At 58.2% G+C, this 18,040-nt stretch carries 25 protein-coding genes and 1 pseudogene; 15 read left to right on the top strand and 11 right to left on the bottom strand.

Going from position 1 to position 18,040, the window contains the following annotated elements; all coding sequences use genetic code 11:
• Nucleotides 1-29: 29 nt before the first annotated feature.
• The 3 genes from ACA048_RS16685 to ACA048_RS16675 are packed head-to-tail and all read left to right on the top strand — an operon-like array spanning nucleotide 30 to nucleotide 1,255.
• Nucleotides 30-731 carry an AzlC family ABC transporter permease gene (locus ACA048_RS16685; RefSeq protein WP_497625411.1) on the top strand — a complete coding sequence of 234 codons (702 nt, stop codon included), beginning with the start codon at nucleotides 30-32 and terminating at the stop codon, nucleotides 729-731.
• Nucleotides 731-1,042, top strand: coding sequence for an AzlD domain-containing protein (locus tag ACA048_RS16680; protein WP_162830874.1), 312 nt, complete (start codon nucleotides 731-733; stop codon nucleotides 1,040-1,042). Before ACA048_RS16685 ends, ACA048_RS16680 begins: the two co-directional genes overlap by 1 nt.
• A gap of 60 nt (nucleotides 1,043-1,102) precedes the next feature.
• Entirely contained in the window at nucleotides 1,103-1,255 is a 153-nt protein-coding gene (locus tag ACA048_RS16675; RefSeq protein ID WP_497625410.1) for a hypothetical protein, read from the top strand.
• Nucleotides 1,256-1,327: 72 nt separating this feature from the next.
• Here the strand turns inward: ACA048_RS16675 and ACA048_RS16670 are convergent, their stop codons facing one another.
• The 3 genes and pseudogenes from ACA048_RS16670 to ACA048_RS16660 form a co-directional block, all read right to left on the bottom strand.
• Nucleotides 1,328-1,600: a hypothetical protein gene (locus ACA048_RS16670; protein ID WP_497629882.1), complete on the bottom strand. Its 273-nt coding sequence runs from the start codon at nucleotides 1,598-1,600 to the stop codon at nucleotides 1,328-1,330.
• A 273-nt stretch (nucleotides 1,601-1,873) separates the two neighbouring features.
• Complete coding sequence (locus ACA048_RS16665; protein ID WP_497625409.1) at nucleotides 1,874-2,554, bottom strand: SOS response-associated peptidase; 681 nt, start codon at nucleotides 2,552-2,554, stop codon at nucleotides 1,874-1,876.
• A 49-nt stretch (nucleotides 2,555-2,603) separates the two neighbouring features.
• Nucleotides 2,604-2,690: pseudogene (locus ACA048_RS16660) on the bottom strand (ABC transporter ATP-binding protein); the annotation flags it as partial.
• A 130-nt stretch (nucleotides 2,691-2,820) separates the two neighbouring features.
• Here ACA048_RS16660 and ACA048_RS16655 point away from each other — a divergent pair.
• Entirely contained in the window at nucleotides 2,821-3,720 is a 900-nt protein-coding gene (locus ACA048_RS16655) for a polysaccharide deacetylase family protein (protein ID WP_497625408.1), read from the top strand.
• Here ACA048_RS16655 and ACA048_RS16650 read toward each other — a convergent pair.
• Nucleotides 3,717-4,607 carry a LysR family transcriptional regulator gene (locus ACA048_RS16650; protein WP_497625407.1) on the bottom strand — a complete coding sequence of 297 codons (891 nt, stop codon included), beginning with the start codon at nucleotides 4,605-4,607 and terminating at the stop codon, nucleotides 3,717-3,719. The two genes, ACA048_RS16655 and ACA048_RS16650, sit on opposite strands and share 4 nt — an antisense overlap.
• A gap of 127 nt (nucleotides 4,608-4,734) precedes the next feature.
• Here ACA048_RS16650 and ACA048_RS16645 point away from each other — a divergent pair, with 127 nt between their 5' ends.
• The 8 genes from ACA048_RS16645 (at nucleotide 4,735) to ACA048_RS16610 (ending at nucleotide 12,261) form a co-directional block, all read left to right on the top strand.
• Nucleotides 4,735-5,883, top strand: a complete 1,149-nt coding sequence (locus ACA048_RS16645) for a muconate cycloisomerase family protein (RefSeq protein ID WP_497625406.1) — start codon at nucleotides 4,735-4,737, stop codon at nucleotides 5,881-5,883.
• A 9-nt stretch (nucleotides 5,884-5,892) separates the two neighbouring features.
• Entirely contained in the window at nucleotides 5,893-6,183 is a 291-nt protein-coding gene (catC, locus tag ACA048_RS16640) for a muconolactone Delta-isomerase (protein ID WP_497625405.1), read from the top strand.
• Between the two features lie 51 nt (nucleotides 6,184-6,234).
• Complete coding sequence (gene catA, locus ACA048_RS16635; protein ID WP_497625404.1) at nucleotides 6,235-7,164, top strand: catechol 1,2-dioxygenase; 930 nt, start codon at nucleotides 6,235-6,237, stop codon at nucleotides 7,162-7,164.
• A 121-nt stretch (nucleotides 7,165-7,285) separates the two neighbouring features.
• Nucleotides 7,286-8,239, top strand: a complete 954-nt coding sequence (locus tag ACA048_RS16630) for an AraC family transcriptional regulator (protein WP_497625403.1) — start codon at nucleotides 7,286-7,288, stop codon at nucleotides 8,237-8,239.
• A 239-nt stretch (nucleotides 8,240-8,478) separates the two neighbouring features.
• Nucleotides 8,479-9,843, top strand: coding sequence for a benzoate 1,2-dioxygenase large subunit (gene benA / locus ACA048_RS16625; protein WP_497625402.1), 1,365 nt, complete (start codon nucleotides 8,479-8,481; stop codon nucleotides 9,841-9,843).
• The gene (gene benB, locus ACA048_RS16620) at nucleotides 9,840-10,328 is read left to right on the top strand and encodes a benzoate 1,2-dioxygenase small subunit (protein ID WP_007944753.1); all 489 of its coding nucleotides are present in this window, start codon (nucleotides 9,840-9,842) and stop codon (nucleotides 10,326-10,328) included. Before benA ends, benB begins: the two co-directional genes overlap by 4 nt.
• A gap of 10 nt (nucleotides 10,329-10,338) precedes the next feature.
• Nucleotides 10,339-11,352, top strand: coding sequence for a benzoate 1,2-dioxygenase electron transfer component BenC (gene benC / locus ACA048_RS16615; protein ID WP_497625401.1), 1,014 nt, complete (start codon nucleotides 10,339-10,341; stop codon nucleotides 11,350-11,352).
• 135 nt (nucleotides 11,353-11,487) lie between these two features.
• Complete coding sequence (locus tag ACA048_RS16610; RefSeq protein ID WP_497625400.1) at nucleotides 11,488-12,261, top strand: 1,6-dihydroxycyclohexa-2,4-diene-1-carboxylate dehydrogenase; 774 nt, start codon at nucleotides 11,488-11,490, stop codon at nucleotides 12,259-12,261.
• Nucleotides 12,262-12,304: 43 nt separating this feature from the next.
• Here the strand turns inward: ACA048_RS16610 and ACA048_RS16605 are convergent, their stop codons facing one another.
• Nucleotides 12,305-12,667 (bottom strand): NUDIX hydrolase, encoded by a 363-nt coding sequence (locus ACA048_RS16605; RefSeq protein ID WP_497625399.1) that lies wholly within the window; start codon nucleotides 12,665-12,667, stop codon nucleotides 12,305-12,307.
• A gap of 210 nt (nucleotides 12,668-12,877) precedes the next feature.
• On the opposite strand from ACA048_RS16605, the gene ACA048_RS16600 reads away from it, so the two are divergent.
• A complete protein-coding gene (locus ACA048_RS16600) occupies nucleotides 12,878-13,075 on the top strand; it encodes an SPOR domain-containing protein (RefSeq protein ID WP_497625398.1) in 198 nt (65 codons plus the stop codon).
• Between the two features lie 93 nt (nucleotides 13,076-13,168).
• On the opposite strand, the gene osmE is transcribed toward ACA048_RS16600, so the two are convergent.
• Both osmE and ACA048_RS16590 read right to left on the bottom strand, forming a co-directional pair.
• A complete protein-coding gene (osmE, locus tag ACA048_RS16595) occupies nucleotides 13,169-13,513 on the bottom strand; it encodes an osmotically-inducible lipoprotein OsmE (RefSeq protein ID WP_497625397.1) in 345 nt (114 codons plus the stop codon).
• A 13-nt stretch (nucleotides 13,514-13,526) separates the two neighbouring features.
• Nucleotides 13,527-13,766 (bottom strand): hypothetical protein, encoded by a 240-nt coding sequence (locus tag ACA048_RS16590; RefSeq protein ID WP_497625396.1) that lies wholly within the window; start codon nucleotides 13,764-13,766, stop codon nucleotides 13,527-13,529.
• A 179-nt stretch (nucleotides 13,767-13,945) separates the two neighbouring features.
• Between ACA048_RS16590 and ACA048_RS16585 the strand changes: the two genes are divergently transcribed.
• Entirely contained in the window at nucleotides 13,946-14,164 is a 219-nt protein-coding gene (locus tag ACA048_RS16585; RefSeq protein WP_497625395.1) for a hypothetical protein, read from the top strand.
• A gap of 71 nt (nucleotides 14,165-14,235) precedes the next feature.
• A complete protein-coding gene (locus tag ACA048_RS16580; protein ID WP_497625394.1) occupies nucleotides 14,236-14,571 on the top strand; it encodes a hypothetical protein in 336 nt (111 codons plus the stop codon).
• A gap of 26 nt (nucleotides 14,572-14,597) precedes the next feature.
• Here ACA048_RS16580 and ACA048_RS16575 read toward each other — a convergent pair whose 3' ends face one another.
• The 4 genes from ACA048_RS16575 to ACA048_RS16560 form a co-directional block, all read right to left on the bottom strand.
• Nucleotides 14,598-14,831: a DUF6555 family protein gene (locus tag ACA048_RS16575; protein ID WP_497625393.1), complete on the bottom strand. Its 234-nt coding sequence runs from the start codon at nucleotides 14,829-14,831 to the stop codon at nucleotides 14,598-14,600.
• A 115-nt stretch (nucleotides 14,832-14,946) separates the two neighbouring features.
• Entirely contained in the window at nucleotides 14,947-15,147 is a 201-nt protein-coding gene (locus tag ACA048_RS16570) for a hypothetical protein (RefSeq protein ID WP_497625392.1), read from the bottom strand.
• Nucleotides 15,148-15,359: 212 nt separating this feature from the next.
• Entirely contained in the window at nucleotides 15,360-16,688 is a 1,329-nt protein-coding gene (locus tag ACA048_RS16565) for a TolC family outer membrane protein (protein WP_497625391.1), read from the bottom strand.
• 5 nt (nucleotides 16,689-16,693) lie between these two features.
• Nucleotides 16,694-18,034, bottom strand: a complete 1,341-nt coding sequence (locus ACA048_RS16560) for an HlyD family type I secretion periplasmic adaptor subunit (protein ID WP_497625390.1) — start codon at nucleotides 18,032-18,034, stop codon at nucleotides 16,694-16,696.
• Nucleotides 18,035-18,040: the final 6 nt, after the last annotated feature.

The raw sequence follows: 18,040 nt of genomic DNA, 5'->3' as shown, positions 1-18,040 counted from the left end.
CACTGGTTTTTCACTGGTTGCAGGGCGTTATGTCGAATTCACTCATGCCGCGCAGTGCGTTTCTGCGTGGCGCCGCGGCGATCATGCCGCTGTCCCTGGCCACCGCGCCATGGGGCTTGCTGGCCGGGTCCATGGCCATTGAGGCCAACCTCACCCCGCTGCAAGGGCAGGGACTGTCGAGCATCGTGTTTGCCGGCGCCGCGCAGTTGGTCGCCATCGGCATGCTCAAGGGCGGTGCCGGGATCTTTTCGATTCTGCTGACCACCTTGCTGCTGACTTCGCAGCATCTGCTTTATGGCATGAGCATGCGTTCAGTGATTTCGCCATTGCCAGGGCGCTGGCGAGTGGGGCTGGGCTTTTTGCTCACCGATGAGCTGTTTGCCTTGACCAGTCAGCACGACAAACAGCAATTCAATCGCTGGTACGCGCTGGGTGTCGGGCTGACGTTTTACATCGCCTGGAACTTGTTCACCCTGGCAGGCATTGTGCTGGGCAGCAGCATTCCGGGGTTGGAGCATTTGGGACTGGACTTCTCCATCGCAGCCACCTTCATCGCCTTGATCACGCCGGTGGTGCGCAGCGTGCCCACCGTGGTGTGTGTCGCGGTGTCGCTGTTCTGCTCGGTGTTGTTCAGTTACTGGCAATGGGGCTCGGCGCTGGTGCTGTCCGGATTGGCGGGCATGACCGCGGGCTTTATCTGCAACAAACTCTACAGGGGGCGCGCAGCATGATGGTGTGGGCGGTGATTATCGGAATGGGCGTGCTGGTGTTTCTCAACCGCTACGTGTTTCTCGAACCCCGGTTGCCGGTGCGCCTGAGCAGCAATGCCCGGCAATTCCTCGGTTTTGCCGTACCGGGCATGTTGACCGCCATCTGCGGGCCGATCGTGTTCATGCCCGACAAACAACTGAACTTGCAGTGGGACAACCCCTACCTGATCAGTTCACTGGTGGCGGTGGGGCTGGTGCTTTACACCCGCAACACGTTGCTCAGTATGCTGCTGAGCATGGGTTTTTTCTTCTTGCTGCGCTGGTGGCTCTGAATCGAGCGCTCGAATTTGTTCTACGCTTAAATAAGTCCCTTCACAGGAAGAGAGGTGCGCATGGCCAATGATCCCAAACGTCCGGATGTTGAAGATGAGGATGAACCCTCGGAGGAAGAGATCAGGCGTCAAGAACGTTCGCGGCAGGACTGGAAACATGACGACAGCCGAGAGTTGTCAGACCGCGATGAAGATCGTCCGTTGAAGCCCTGACCGACTCACGCATACGAAGAGCCCCGCTATCAAGCGGGGCTCTTCTTTTGCCGAACGGCACCGGACGTCATTTCAAAGGTCTTCCAACGACGGAAAATCCGGATGCGAAGCCCTATAGCCCAAGGTCTTGTCGATCCATGCATTCAGCTCGTTGACCATGACCGGCGGTTTGCCGGAGTAGGTCGCAAGGGTTGAACGCAGAATATCGTTGATGTTGGGGTTGGAGTGCAGGTTTCGGGTTCTTATGTATTGCCCGATAAAGCAGTCAAGTTGATAGCGTTCTGTCAAAGACAGGTGCACACACTCCAGGCTGCTGACTTGATTAATGACAAGATCGTCGCGCAACTTAGTTCTCTGCAAGGCTTGTTGATTTTTAGGGATTTCCTTCTTTGTCGACTCTTTGGTCAACTGGGTGAAGTCACGGAAATACGGCGCGCATCCTAGCTTTAGTGATACTAAATGTATGTACAGCGAGCGAGTTGTCAGACAAGCGGTTAATGGGAAATCCCCGCATTCATCGACAAGTGTTTTTCGCGTAAAACAGAATGTGCAACCATTATGTGTTCTGTTGATTGGCTAATATTCTCCATGCCTATAAAGGGCCATATAGGCTCTGCATTAAATAAGCTCATTTATCAATTCACTATTCTGGTTCCTGACATTGCCAACGGCTTTGTCGACCCTGTACCACTCGAAGACCTCGCTGGTTTCACCCTGTAAAAGCACCATCTGTTCGGCGCGTTCTTTTGGGGTGGCCGGATCAAGCCATTCGCGCGCCAGTTCCGCTGACAACACCACCGGCCGCCGGTCATGAATATCAAGCATGCCGCCAGCGCTGTCCGCCGTGATGATGACGAAACCATCGTCGCCGCGCGGCTCGTTACCAGCGCCGGGAAATTGGCCGATGGCTGCACAGTAACTCGGTGCGCCGTCCCGTCTACGAATCAGCCAGGGCAGACGCGTCGAATCGCCGGCATCGACCCATTCGAACCAGTTGTCGATCGGCACAATCGCCCGGTGTGGCCAGATCGCCCGGAAGAACGGGCCGTGAGCGACTTTTTCAACCCGTGCGTTGATCGGCGCCGCACGATCCTTCGCCCAATGTGGGCGCCAACCCCAGCGCACCGGATCGGCGTGCAACCCGTCAGGCTCAAGGTGCAACAGGGCGAGTGGGGTGGTGGGCGCCGCGTTGTAGCGAGCCAAGGGCTCATCCCCGACGTGATTGATCATCGCATCGGGAATGCTCAGCACGGCGACAAAGTCGTGAATGCCACGGTACTGCGACAGTCGTCCACACATCGGCAAACCCTGCGGTAGAAAGCTGTGACGGGAATGTTCAGCTTAGCCTTCAGATCACATGGGCACGCTGCAGTTCGGTCAATGACAATGCCTTCAAACTCGCCGGCAGCGGATCGCGCCGATCCCGAGGGTGGGCGGCGGAACCAAACACTGTGTACCCTGATCCAACCTCGGCCCGCGAAACTGGCGGGCCGGCGAAGGATGAACGGGCGAAGGATTTTTGCCATTTGATGAGTTGACCGTCACGGTCTGATCCAAGGCAAAACATGAAACAGCTGTTCAAACTATTAAGCACAATTGCCATCGCCGTCGGGCTGGCAGGCTGCATCGCTGCACCCATCGAACTGACCCCGCAGACGGAACAACGTCTACAGGTGCAGGCACCGATTCGTTTTCTGCTGACCTACGACGACGGCCCCAGCGCTTCGAGCCTCTGGAATCCCACCGCGACCGTGCTCGACAGCCTGAAGGACAATCCTCTACAGCCGAACATCAAAGCGGTGTTTTTCGTGCAGACCGGCGCGCCACGGGCCGGCGACAGCGACATCGGTCGCAAGCTCATGCATCGCGAACAGGAAGAAGGTCAGGTGCTGGGATTTCACACGGCCACCCACTGGCACACCAATCACCGTTCGCTGAGCCCGGAAGAATTGGAGCAGTCGTTGCGCAAAGGCAGTGCAGACATCGCGGCTATCACCGGTGCGCCGCCGACCCTGGTTCGTCCGCCATTCTGGAACTACGACAAACGCGTATTCGCCGCTTATCAGCAGTACGGCATGCAGGTATTGCTGACCGATTTGAGCGCCAATGACGGCAAAATCTGGGGCTTCAACGCCAGCCCCCGGCGTCGGTCTCATATGCTGCGTTCAATGTCTGAAGTGCGTGAGCGCATCGCGCTGGGCGAGTTGCCGACCGTGGATGGGGTGATACCGGTGGTGGTGACCTTCCACGACCTCAATCGGTATACCGCCCGACACACCCGGGAATACCTGCAAATCCTGATCGACAGCGCCAAGGCGACCGGCGTGCCACTGGCGCAAAAACCGTTTTACGACAATCACGACGCCGTTCTGCGCGCGGCGATGGCGCGCACCGTCAAGGACAGTTCGCAGCCAGTAGAACTGCCGGGTTTCTGGAACTGGTTCTGGGACAAAAATTCCCATTAAAACGTCGCCTGCGGTTGCAGCTCTTCGATCACCTTCAAACAATGATTCAACCCCGGTGAGACATCGCCCACGCGCCGACTGAGAATGATCGGCGAGGTGGCGTTGTCTTCCAGCAGCGGGGTAAAGCCAATGTCGTCGCGGTGCAGCAACTGCACCGAGGCCGGCACCAGCGTGACGCCGATCCCGGCCCCCACCAGACCGATTGCCGTTTGCAGTTCATTGGTCCATTGCGCCACGTGGATGCTCACGCCACAGGACTCGAACAGGGCAATCACATGGTCGGCATAGCTCGGGCGCGGGTTGCCCGGGTACAGCACAAAGGGTTCTTTGGACAGTTGACGAAGGCTGACTGGCCCGGCCAGCAGGGGATGGCCGGCGGGCAGGGCGGCGACCAGCCGGTCTTCGGTGAGCACCGTTTGAATGATGGCCGGGTCGTCGATGCGAATGCGCCCGAAGCCGATATCGATCCGGCCGGCCTTGAGCGCTTGCACTTGTTGCAGCGTGGTCATCTCCGATAGCCCCAGTTCAAGCTCCAGAGGCTCGCCGCTGCGCAAACGCCGGATCAGTTCCGGCAGCACACCGTACAGGGTTGAAGGCGCGAAGCCGATGCCCAGCCAGGTCTTTTCCCCCAGGCCGATCCGCCGCGTGTTGTCGCAGACTTTGTTCAATTGTTCGAGCAGGGCGGTGGAGTGCTCATGGAAAAACCGCCCGGCCTCTGTCAGCTTCAGCGGCCGGCCACGCTCCAGCAACAACACCCCGAGTTCTTCTTCCAGTTGCTGGATCTGCCGGCTCAGGGGCGGTTGGGCGATGTGCAGCAGTTCGGCGGCGCGGGTGAAATTCAGGGTTTGAGCCAACACCTGAAAATACCGCAGGTGACGCAGTTCCATGGGGCCTCCGGGTGTTTGTCGTTTGCATACCTTAAAGGTATCAAGTCAGACCAATTCTATATTGGCTTCCCGAAAAAAGCCGTACGAGAATCGGTTTCAGAACTTTAAGAACCTGACGGGTATCGACATGCGTGCAACAGCCATTGAATCGATCGAGACGATCATCGTCGATCTGCCGACCATCCGCCCGCACAAGCTGGCGATGCACACCATGCAGAATCAGACCCTGGTGATCATCCGTGTGCGCTGCGCCGATGGCATCGAAGGGATCGGTGAATCCACTACCATCGGTGGCCTGGCCTATGGCAACGAAAGCCCGGACAGCATCAAGACCAACATCGACACACACTTTGCGCCCCTGCTGATCGGCCAGGACAGCGGCAATGTGAATGCCGCCATGTTGCGTCTGGAGCGCAGCATTCGCGGCAATACCTTTGCCAAATCCGGGATCGAAACCGCGTTGCTCGACGCCCAGGGCAAGCGCCTCGGCCTTCCGGTCAGCGAGTTGCTGGGCGGGCGTGTCCGTGATGCCTTGCCGGTGGCCTGGACCCTGGCCAGCGGCGACACCGACAAAGACATCGCCGAAGCAGAAAAAATGCTCGACCTGCGCCGCCATCGGATCTTCAAGCTGAAAATCGGTGCCGGTGAAGTCAATCGCGACCTGGCCCACGTCATTGCGATCAAAAAAGCCCTGGGCGATCGCGCCAGCGTGCGGGTCGATGTCAATCAGGCCTGGGACGAAGCGGTCGCATTGCGCGCTTGCCGGATCCTCGGCACCAACGGCATCGACCTGATCGAGCAGCCGATCTCGCGCAACAACCGCGCGGGCATGGCGCGTCTGAATGCGATGAGCCCGGCGCCAATCATGGCCGACGAGTCCATCGAATGCGTGGAGGATGCCTTCAATCTGGCGCGCGAAGGGGCAGCGTCGGTGTTTGCCTTGAAGATCGCCAAGAACGGCGGCCCCCGCGCCGTGTTGCGCACTGCTGCGATTGCCGAAGCAGCCGGCATCGCCCTGTATGGCGGCACCATGCTGGAAGGCGGCCTCGGCACCATGGCCTCGGCTCATGCCTTTATCACCTTGAACAAACTGGCCTGGGACACTGAACTGTTCGGCCCCTTGCTGCTGACCGAAGACATTCTCAGCGAGCCGCTGGTCTATCGCGACTTCGAACTGCACGTCCCGCAAACACCGGGCCTGGGCTTGAGCCTGGATGAAGAACTCCTGGCGTTTTTCCGTCGCGACAAAACATCCACCTCCGTTCATCAAGCCTGAGGAGAGATCATGCTATTCCACGTAAAAATGACCGTGAATCTACCGGTCGCCATGAACCCGGAAGCTGCCGCCAAGCTGAAGGCTGATGAAAAAGCCCTGGCCCAACGCCTGCAAGAGCAAGGCAAGTGGCGCCACCTGTGGCGCATCGCCGGGCACTATGCCAACTACAGCGTATTCGATGTCGACAGCATTCAAGAACTGCACGACCTGCTGATGCAATTGCCGCTGTTTCCGTACATGGCGATCGAGATTGACGCGATGTGCCGGCACCCGTCTTCCATCCGCGAGGATGACCGCTGAACCCAGCCTGTTCAGTTCGCTACGCTAATAATTACAAGATGAGGAACCACCATGAACGTAAAGATTTCCCACACTGCCAGCGCACAGAAGTTTCTCGAAGACGCCAGTGGCTTGCTCAACGACGCCGGCAACCCGCGCGTTAAAGCCCTGATCTACCGCATTCTGCGTGATTCGGTGAACATCATCGAAGACCTGTCCGTGACCCCGGAAGAATTCTGGAAAGCGGTCAATTACCTGAACGTACTGGGCGCGCGTCAGGAAGCGGGATTGTTGGTGGCCGGGGTGGGGCTGGAGCATTACCTCGATCTGCTGATGGACGCTGAAGACGAGCAGGCCGGCAAATCCGGCGGCACGCCACGCACCATCGAAGGCCCGCTGTACGTGGCCGGCGCGCCGTTGTCCGAAGGCGAAGCGCGACTCGATGATGGCCTCGATCCAGGTGTGACATTGTTCATGCAAGGGCGCGTGTTCAACACCGCCGGCGAACCGCTGGCAGGTGCCGTGGTCGACGTCTGGCACGCCAACACCGGTGGCACTTACTCGTACTTCGATACCGCGCAATCGGAATTCAACCTGCGCCGCCGGATCGTGACCGATGCAGAAGGTCGCTATCGTTTCCGCAGCATCGTGCCTTCGGGTTATGGCTGCCCGCCGGACGGTCCGACCCAGCAACTGCTCGATCAACTGGGGCGTCACGGTCAGCGTCCGGCGCACGTTCACTTCTTTATCTCGGCGCCGGATCATCGTCACCTGACCACCCAGATCAACCTCGATGGCGATCAATACCTGCACGACGATTTCGCTTACGCCACCCGTGATGAGTTGATTGCCAAGAACACCTTCAGCGACGATCAACAACGCGCAACGGCCTATGGTGTCAGCGGCCGGTTTGCCGAAATCGAATTCGATTTCACCTTGCAGTCCACGGCGCAACCTGAAGAACAGCAGCGCCACGAACGGGTTCGTGCGCTCGAGGATTGATGCCTCGCCGCGCAGGACCGGGCCACGAGATAACTGACCGTTTATCTCGTGGCTTTCTGCGTTTGGGCCACGGCGGTTCTAGAATGGCCCGACAGCCGATAACAACAATGAGAGTGACCCGATGATGCACGCGCAACTGTTGAGTCAGCGCAGCAGAGTATTCGACCATGCCGACCCTTATGCGGTATCGGGTTACGTCAATCAGCATGTCGGCAACCATTGCATCCTGATGCCCAAGGTCGGTCGCCCCCTGGCCAGCCTTGATCACCGTAAATTCGCCAGCCTGGACCTGTGCCGCATCAGTTACGGCGCCAGCGTACGCGTGACGTCGGGCGCACTCGACAGCATTTATCATCTGCAAGTGCTGCTGCGGGGCAACTGCCTGTCGCGCGGAGGGGGTCAGGAGCATTACTTCGCGCCGGGTGAGTTGCTGCTGATCAACCCCGATGAACCGGTCGATCTGACTTATTCTGACGATTGCGAAAAATTCATCCTCAAAGTCCCCACCCGGCTGTTTGAATCCGTGTGCGATGAACAGCGCTGGCGTTATCCGGGGCAGGGCGTGCGGTTCCTGGAGAACCGTTACCAGCTCGATGAGCTGGAAGGTTTTGTCAGCCTGTTGGCGATGATTTGTCAGGAAGCCGAAGCCACCGAGCAGATCCCCCGCGTGCAAGAACACTACGCGCAGATCATCGTCAGCAAGATGCTCAGCCTGATGAAAACCAACGTTATCCGCAGTAGCCTGGGTTCGCCCACGTTCGAGGTGATTGCCGATTACATCGCACGCAACCTCAAACACGACATCGACAGTGAGGAACTGGCACGCCAGGCGCGGATGAGCCTGCGTTCGTTGTATGGGCTGTTTGAGCGCAACGCGGGAACCTCCCCGCAAAACTACATCCGGCAGAAGAAGCTCGAACGCATCAACCTGTGCCTGAGCGACCCGACCTGCAACGTGCGCAACGTCACCGAAGTGGCCATGGATTATGGCTTCCTGCACCTTGGCCGATTCTCCGACAGCTACCGCAAACAGTTCGGCGAACTGCCCTCCGATACCCTCAAGCGCCGGCACTGACTTCGCAAACGCACCCCTGTAGGAGCATTGCTTGCCTGCGATGAGGCCGACACATTCACCGTTCATGTCGCCTGAGACGACGCCATCGCGAGCAAGCTTTGCTCCTACGGTAAATAGTGCAATTCAACGTATTAGTGGATTGCAAAAAACGGATACAAGTCTGCACCCAGCGGATAGTCCGCCTCATCCCCCCGTCCTAGCATGGCCCTGCCTGAATAAAAACAATGGAGGCGGCGGCCATGTCCCTGCGACCCGAATACCTTCACTCCCTGCTTGAAGATGACAAGGAAACCGGCATCTACCGCTGCAAGCGCGAGATGTTCACTGACCCACGGTTGTTCGATCTGGAGATGCAGCACATCTTCGAAGGCAACTGGCTGTACCTGGCTCACGAAAGCCAGATCCCCAACGTCAATGATTTCTACACTACCACCATGGGGCGCCAGTCGATCTTCATCGCGCGCAACAAGGACGGTGTGCTCAACGCTTTTATCAATGCCTGCAGCCATCGCGGCGCGACGCTGTGCCGGCACAAGACCGGCAACAAAAGCTCCTACACTTGCCCGTTCCACGGCTGGACCTTCAACAACTCCGGCAAGCTGCTCAAGGTCAAGGATCCGGCAGCGGCCGGCTACCCGGCGAGCTTCAACTGCGAAGGCTCTCACGACCTGACCAAAGTTGCGCGGTTCGAGTCTTATCGCGGTTTCCTGTTTGGCAGCCTGAATGCCGATGTGGTGCCGCTGGTTGAGCATCTCGGCGAGTCCGCCAAGATTATCGACATGATCGTCGACCAGTCCGCCGATGGCCTGGAAGTGCTGCGCGGGTCTTCGAGCTACATCTACGAAGGCAACTGGAAACTCACCGCCGAAAACGGCGCCGATGGTTACCACGTCAGCTCGGTGCACTGGAATTACGCGGCTACGCAAAACCAGCGCAAACAACGTGATGCCGGCGACAGCAATCCGACCATGAGCGCTGGCACCTGGGCCAAGCAGGGCGGTGGTTTTTATTCTTTCGACAAAGGCCACATGTTGCTCTGGACGCGCTGGTCCAACCCCGAAGATCGTCCGCTGTACGAGCGCCGCGACGAACTGGCTCGGGATTTCGGCAAGGCCCGCGCCGACTGGATGATCGAGAACTCGCGCAACCTGTGCCTGTACCCCAACGTCTACCTGATGGACCAGTTCAGCTCGCAAATCCGCATTGCCCGGCCGATCTCGGTCAACCGCACGGAAATCACCATTTACTGCATCGCCCCCAAAGGCGAGAGCGACCACGCGCGGTCCAGCCGGATTCGCCAGTACGAGGACTTTTTCAACGTCAGTGGCATGGCCACCCCGGACGATCTGGAAGAGTTTCGCTCGTGCCAGACCAGCTATCAGGGCAGCGTCACCACCTGGAATGACATGTCCCGCGGGGCCGAGCACTGGGTCGAGGGCGCCGATGAGGCGGCTAAAGAAATCGACCTGCATCCGCTGCTCAGCGGCGTGCGCACCGAGGATGAAGGCCTGTTCGTGCTGCAACACAAGTATTGGCAGCAGACCATGCTCAAGGCATTGGCCGCTGCACAGCCCGAACTGATTGCCGTGGAGGCCGTGCAATGACCATCACCTATGAAGCCGTGCGCGACTTTCTTTACCGCGAAGCGCGCTACCTCGACGACAAGCAATGGGACGAGTGGCTGGAACTGTACGCCGTCGATGCCTCGTTCTGGATGCCGTCCTGGGACGACAACGACGAGTTGACCGAAGACCCGCAGCGGGAAATCTCGCTGATCTGGTACGGCAACCGCACGGGCCTGGAAGACCGCATCTTCCGCATCAAGACTGAGCGCTCCAGTGCGAGCATTCCGGACACCCGGACTTCGCACAACCTCAGCAACATCGAACTGCTCGAGCAGGCGGACGGCCTGTGCAAGGTGCGCTTCAACTGGCACACCTTGAGCTTTCGCTACAAGACCGTCGACAGCTATTTCGGCAGCAGTTTCTACACCCTCGATGTGCGCGGTGAAAACCCGCTGATCAAGGCCAAGAAAGTGATCCTGAAGAACGATTACGTTCGCCAGGTCATTGATGTCTACCACTTGTGAGGCGACCGTCATGACGCATTCCATTGCATTCAATTTTGAAGACGGCGTCACCCGGTTCATCGACGCCAATGCCGGCGAAACCGTGGCCGATGCTGCGTACCGCCAGGGCATCAACATCCCGCTGGATTGCCGCGACGGCGCGTGCGGCACCTGCAAATGCTTCGCCGAGGCCGGTCGTTATTATTTGGGCGAGGAGTACATCGAAGACGCGCTCAGCGCCGAAGAAGCCGAGCAGGGTTTTGTCCTGACCTGTCAGATGCGCGCCCAGAGCGATTGCGTGGTGCGAGTGCCGGCGTCCTCCGACGTTTGCCGCACACGACAGGCCAGTTACGACGCGACAATCAGTGCTGTGCGGCAGCTGTCTGACAGCACCATCGCGCTGTCGATCAAGGGCGAAGCGCTGAACACACTGGCGTTCCTGCCGGGGCAATACGTCAACCTAGGGGTTCCCGGTAGCGAGCAGACCCGCGCCTATTCGTTCAGCTCGTTGCAGCGCGACGGCGAGGTCAGTTTTCTGATCCGCAACGTGCCTGGCGGCCTGATGAGCAGTTTCCTGACCGGCCTGGCCAAGGCGGGCGACCGCATGAGCCTGGCCGGGCCGTTGGGCAGCTTCTATCTGCGTGACATTCGTCGTCCGTTGTTGCTACTGGCTGGTGGCACGGGACTGGCGCCGTTCACGGCAATGCTGGAAAAAATCGTCGAACAGGGCAGCGAACATCCGCTGCATTTGATCTACGGCGTGACCAACGATTTTGATCTGGTGCAACTTGATCGGCTTGAAGCCTTCGCCGCACGCATCCCGAATTTCAGCTTCAGTGCCTGCGTGGCCAGCCCCAACAGTCAGCATCCACTCAAGGGTTACGTGACTCAGCACATCGAACCCCGGCATTTGAACGAGGGCGACGTCGACGTCTATCTGTGCGGTCCGCCGCCGATGGTCGAGGCGGTCAGTCAGTTCATTCGCGAGCAAGGCTTCAAGCCTGCGAATTTCTACTACGAGAAATTCGCCGCCAGCGCGGCTTGAAGGGTGCACGCAATCCCTGTAGGAGCCGGGCTTGCTCGCGATAGCGGTGTGTCAGTCACCAAGAATGGTGCAGGTAAAACCGCCATCGCGGGCAAGCCCGGCTCCTACAGGTCAGTGTTTTTTCTCGAGGTGGGTATGAACAGATTCCAAGAAAAAGTCGCGCTGATCACCGGTGCGGCGCAAGGCATCGGGCGACGGGTCGCCGAACGCATGGCTGCTGAAGGCGCTCGGTTGATTCTGGTCGATCGTTCCGAGCACGTGTTCGAGTTGCAGCAACAATTAGAGCAGAGTAACCAAGTGCTGGCCCTGACCGCCGACCTTGAGCAATACACCGAATGCAGCCGCGTGATGCGCACTGCCATTGAGCGTTTCGGACGCCTCGACGTGTTGGTCAACAACGTGGGTGGCACGATCTGGACCAAGCCGTTCGAGCGCTATGCAGAGCAGGAGATCGAAGCCGAGGTCCGCCGTTCGCTGTTCCCGACGTTGTGGTGCTGTCATGCGGCGCTGCCGATCATGCTGGAGCAGGGCAGTGGCGCCATCGTTAACGTCTCGTCCATCGCCACGCGCAGTATCAATCGCGTGCCCTATGGCGCGGCGAAGGGTGGGGTGAATGCCCTGACTGCCTGCCTGGCCTTTGAAACTGCCGGCCGCGGGGTACGGGTCAATGCGACCGCACCCGGCGGCACCGAAGCGCCGCCTCGGGTTATTGCACGCAACGATGCCGAGCAAAGCGCTGAAGAAATGGTCTGGTATCAGCAGATCGTCGAGCAAACGCTCGACAGCAGTTTGATGAAGCGCTATGGCACGCTGGATGAGCAGGCAGGCGCTATTCTGTTTCTGGCCAGCGAAGAAGCGTCGTACATCACTGGCATGATCATGCCGGTCGGCGGCGGTGATCAGGGCTGACGCTCACTGAAAACCACCCATTACTGGTTTAGGCCGAGACAGTTTACAGGCGACGCAGAAACGCTTTGATTATCTGGCGCGTGGCGTCGCTCGTGCTCAGGTTGTCCACTGTCTCCAGTGGATGCCAGATGCAATCGACGATTTCATTCAATGGTCGGGCCAGATAAAGGTTCGGCGCCCACGCTTCGTAGACGTGGTGGCGGGTGCCGCCCGATTCCAGTTCCATGAGGTACAGCAGGCTGTCCGCGCCAAGGCCCGTTTCTTCCTGAAGTTCACGCAGCGCTGCGCCCCCCGTGGTTTCACCTAGCTCGACTTTTCCTCCGGGCAAGCTCCAGCGACACCTGGGTTTACGCACCAGGAGAACATGTCGGTCCAGTTCGCAAATGACCGTTGCACGTACTTTCATTTGTTACCTAACTAACGAATGCCATGAAAAAAACATCAAAATGCAATATTTGGGCCGTGGCCTCTGCTACACGGGTTAGAGCAATGCGCTCAGCGAAAAGTGCAATTGAATGCTGGAATACTGGCGCGACGTCTGGTTGGCACTTGGGCAAAGCAGGGGTGTAAGGTAATCGGGTCAATCGTCGACTTCAGTGCCGAACAGGAGGTGACTATGAGCGTTCCGATGTTGAACAAAATGCACTTGAACGGTTATGACGTACTCAGCGTAAACAATGGCCCCTGGCGGGTGTGCACCCAAGGTGATCGGTTGGGGGATTTTAGCAGCAGAGAGGAAGCACTGGCTTATGCCGCATCGCTTCCCGCCTATCGAACAAGGACGGCCCGCCCGTCAGGCCAGAAATCAACATGACAGCACGTTTGAAGCCCCGGGATTACGGGGCTTTTTCTTTGGATACCTGCAATAAGCGTGCGTACGGCTAGCGGATCCAGCACGTCAAAATGGTCAGTAGCCTCCACCAGAGTGGGAGGGTTCCCTGGCAGTCTGTTGCGCGTGACTCCACTGCGCGCAGGTCATAAAGCTTTTGTGATCGACTTTACCGTTGCCATCGAAGCTGATGTTGTACGGCTGATGCTGGCCTGCCTGCGTCAACGTGTAGTCGAAACAAGTGCCAGGTTCCACCGTGCGGTCCGTTATCGAGACAGGCTTCCCGCCAATCTGCTGCACCTGGTCCTTGCTCATCCCTGTCTCGACCCTGGCGACCAGCGGCTGGGCACTGTAAACGCGTTCCTCGGTGCTGCAGCCACCTGCCGCCAGCACGACCACCAGCGTGAACAGAGATTTGTTCATCGCAGTGCTCCCGTTAGTGAACTTTCGTTCGACTGATCACCTTGGCTTTCACTTCTTCGGCATAGCCCGCCAGTCGTCCTTCATCGCCCTGAAACAACTCGCACAACCTGAGCACGGCTTGTGCATCCACATCATTGCCCGCCTGGCGTAGCTGCTCTGAAATGCGCAGCAATTCTACTGCCGACCATCTCAAATCCGACGCAACGCTTTGCAGGTCGCGGCGAAGTTCGTTTTCATCTTCGTTAAGCCACATGACGACCTCCTGCAATTTCTCCCAAGGAAATAGTAGTTCCATTTGGTATGACACAACGTTTGTTCTTCTGATCCCCGAGCGATAGAAGGTGCTTCCATTGGTCGGAAAGATGAGTGCGAGTGACACCGCCCGATGTCGTACGAAGGTCAATGTATGTCATCAGGGCGAGGTCACCCCAAATGAGCACTACCGAAGATTTCAGATTGCATGCCCATGAGTTGATCGTTGATCTGGATGCCGCGACTTCAGAGATGATGAAGCTGATTTCAGCTCATCAACTGAGTGGCTCAGAGTGGGAACGGGTCACACAATGGCAGCATGAAGCGTATGAAAGGTGGATGGCCTATCTGAACAAAAGAACCTATCCAGACCCTCCTGAAAACAATGCTTCACACTGAGTTGTATTCAATAGATGGATGTCCGGACGGCGACGCGGTACATTTCGCATTTTACGGAATAAGGGTGCGTCATGCGGATGTTGATTGGGGGAGTAATGCTGGCGATGCTGGCGGGTTGTTCGTTGCCAGCGTCTGTGGTGCCGGGTGAGCCTAACGTCAGCAAATACAGCAACAAACCGCCGAAAGAACTGGCCGCATGCATTTTGCCAGCGTGGCAGAAAGAAGTTCCGAAGACGACTCAGGCCGGCATTTCCAATGGCTATCGAATCAACGCACCGAGCATCTTTACGGCGGACGAAATTCTCGACATCGTCAAATACAAGGACGGCAGCAGGGTTTCGCTGTATCAGGGGCCACCGTGGGCCAAGTCCGATGCGATGCGCAAGGCAGTCAAGGCGTGTTTGTAAGTTGATAAGGGCGCGTAGCGGTCTTGTCAACTCGGTAATTCTTCCCAGCTGACGTCGAACAAACCACCTGTTTGCGCATGGCTTCGAACTACCTCGTGGTTTTGTTGATCGTGATCGTGCCCATACAAAAGCCCCAATCCGGAATGCAGGCAGGCGTAATACCAGGCGTCCGCGTGACTCATGTGCGTGTCCGGCTGCACGAAAATGTACCGATCATCTTTGAAGCGGTAAGTGATTTGAAAGTAGCGAGTGTGAGTCATCCGATTCTCCAGGTGCTTGCGCTACGACATAAATGGCGTAGTGCCAGTTCCCTTGGATATCGAACTTCTGCTTGCATGAGCAAAAGGTAGATTTTTAATAAGACATGTACGTGGGTTACTGATGTGTGTCGTGATCAGCGTTGCGCCGATCAGTGCCTGAAGGGTTGCCAAGGTTTATCAGCCGTCTTTCGACCAAAACGTTGTCGAGTGCCTGGCGCGCGGCGGGGTCCAGTTGGTGTTCTCTCTCTTTAAGTTCCAGCAGGATCGGGCTCGACCAGGCTCGATAGGTTTTTTCGGTATTGCGAACGGACTTCATTAATCTCTCCTTGATCAGTCCCCCACGCATAAGCGGGGACATTAGATTGCGTAGAGACCCTAGTTGAGAAATCAGATTTTCGCCAATGCATTGCACTGCAATGGTGCATTCAGTTCAGAGGTGAGTGGGATGTCGGGCAACTATCAACTCACGTTGCCCCTGAGTGGAACGCCGGTCAGCCATCATTTGGCTCGACCGACGGCAGGTTAAAATCAGTTGGTGACCAGCAGTTCCGGGCCGAGGTAGTTGTTGATTTGATTGATATCGTCGTCGCCCAGACTGCCCACCGACGAGGCCAGGCGCAAGTGCGACATCAAATAGCGCAACTTGGCCTCGAACAGATCGTGGCGCGCAACGAAGAGCAGCTCTTCGGCATTGAGGACGTCCACGTTGGTGCTGGTGCCGCCCTCTTTGAAGCCCTTGCGTGTCGAAATCAGTGAGCGTTCGTTGGACTCTACAGCTCTCTCCAGCGCGTGAATACGTTTGGCGCCACTCTGAATGCCGCGAAACTCACGGGTGGTTCCTGAGATGACTTCCAGTCGTGTGGCGTCGAGTTCGTCCAGGGCCTTATCGCTATTGGCACTGGCCTGGCGTGTCAGCGCGCTGACGCCGCCACCGCTGAACAGCGGGAAATTGACTTCCAGCCCGATTGATCCGTAGCGGTTGCGTTGATTCAATTCGGACAGTGATTGGCTCTGGCCCGCGGTGTAGCCGGCAATGAAATCCAGTGTAGGCCAGTGGCCAGCGCTGGCGCGCTTCACTTCTTCTTCGGCGAGGTCGCGGCTATAACGACGCGCGAGGATCAGCGGGCTATCGGTTTGGGCTTTGACCAACCAGTCCTGCAGGTTACTCGGCAGCAGCGGCGGTGTATCGAAGTTCGGACGTAAGGTCGTCAGCGATTCGGGGGTTTCACCGATATATTCCTCAAGTTTGCTGCGCGCGTTGACCAGGTTGTCCTGCGCTTCGATCAGTTCGGCCTCGGCGAGGTCTCGGCGAGCGACCGACTCGTCGATGTCGGTGACGGTGCCGGCCCCCAGCTCCATGCGCCGTTTCGCCGAGGCGAGTTGCTCGTCGAAGGCGCGCAGCTTGGACTTGGCCAGGGCGATGGTTTCGCTGGCCAGGAGCACGTCAAAATAGCTTTCGGCCAGACGCACCGCGGCGTCCTGAGTCTTGGCATCGAACACCGCGACGCTGTAGTCGGCACGCTGTTGACCTTGGCGGTACTCGGCCATCTTCTGTTTGTTGAACAGCGGCTGGCGCAGGCGCACGTTAGCGCCCTTGGAGGTGTAGTCCAGATCTTTGTCGACGCCGCTCTGGCGTTGGGAACCATTGACTTTGTTGTCGTAGGCCGAGGCATTGATCTGCGGTAGCAGGCCAGCCGTGCCGATGGCGCGGTTTTCCGAACCGGCCTGTTTTTCATGCACGGCGGCGCGGTAGATGGGGCCCTGGAACTGCAACAGGTCCCAGGCTTGTTTGAGGTCCATGGCGCTGGCCGGTAAAGCCAGCCCTAGCAGGCAGAAGAACAGGCAATGACGTTCCATTTATTTCATTGTTCCTTGAATGAGCTATCTACACGGTCGAGCATTGGTTTAAGAAGATAGCTCATCATGTTGCGTTCGCCGGTTTTGATGGTGACGGTGGCGGGCATGCCGGGGCGAATGTGATTGGTTCCCAGCAGGCCCATGCCATCGGGCGTGACTTCCACCTGGGCCAGATAGAACGGTTCCTTGCTTGCCTCGTCGAGCAGGCGGTCAGCGGAGATGGTCTTCACGCGGCCGGGGATGTTGGGCGTCCGGGAATGGTTGAAGGCCGGGAAGGCAATGTCCACGGCCAGGCCGGGGACCATCTTGTCGATGGCCTGCACGGGGATCATCGCGTCGACCTGCAGCGGTTCGTTGAGCGGAACGATTTCCATGATCTTGAATCCGGGTTGAATGATCCCGCCGACGGTGGCAATGCTCAGGGCCTGGACCATGCCATCGATCGGCGATCGAATCACGGTGTGGGTCACTTCATAGTCCAGCGCGCGCAAGCGGTCGGCCAGGGTGGTGTTTTCCTTGGCGGTGTCGGTCAGTTGCGATTCGACTTCCTTCAGGTAATCGTGCTGGCGCTGCAGGATGCGCAGTTTGATTTCGGTCGTCTGGCTGCGCACGCGAGCGATGTTGTTGAGGTTCTCGGCCTGACCGGCGGAGAGGTCGGCATTGCTGCGTTCCAGCTCAAGCAGGCGGTTGCGCGGCACATAGCCTTCGGCCGCCAGCACGCGGGTGCCTTGTAGTTCCTGGTTGAGGAAGTTGATCTGCGAGCCGCGGGCGTTATAGACCTGCTGCAGACCCTTGAGCTGCACCGCCGACGCCGCCAGGTTTTCCTCCAGGATGCTGATTTCGCCAGCGAGACCGGCGCGCCGGGTGTCCAGCAGGCGCTGTTGCAGGTCCATGGCGGCCATCAGGCGGTGGTCACCCCTGAAGCGCTTGAGCAACTCGGGATCGAAGTTCACCACAGCGCGGTTGTCACGTTCCGCTTCCAGGCGGTTTTCCACCGTCTTGCTGACGATGTACTGGGCGCTGACCGCACCTTGTTCGGCAACGGCACGCAAGGAGTCGAGGCGCACCACTTCCTGACCTTTTGCCACGACATCGCCTTCTTGAACGAGAATTGCCTCCACGGTACCCCCGCTGAGATGCTGCACGGCTTTGCTTTTGCTGGTGACTTTGACCGTGCCTGTGGCTACCACGCCGGCATCCAGCGGCGCCAGCCAGGACCACAGGAGGAAACCGCCGAAGCCGGCGAGCACCAACCAAATGCCCCAGCGCGCGGGTCTACGGATGTTCAGATCCACCACGTTCTTGGGATCGATATGAATCATCTCGGTGTGTGGGCTCATTTGCATGATCGA

The organism is Pseudomonas sp. LBUM1659 (assembly GCF_059716045.1).
This window is presented reverse-complemented; position numbering and strand designations above follow the sequence as displayed.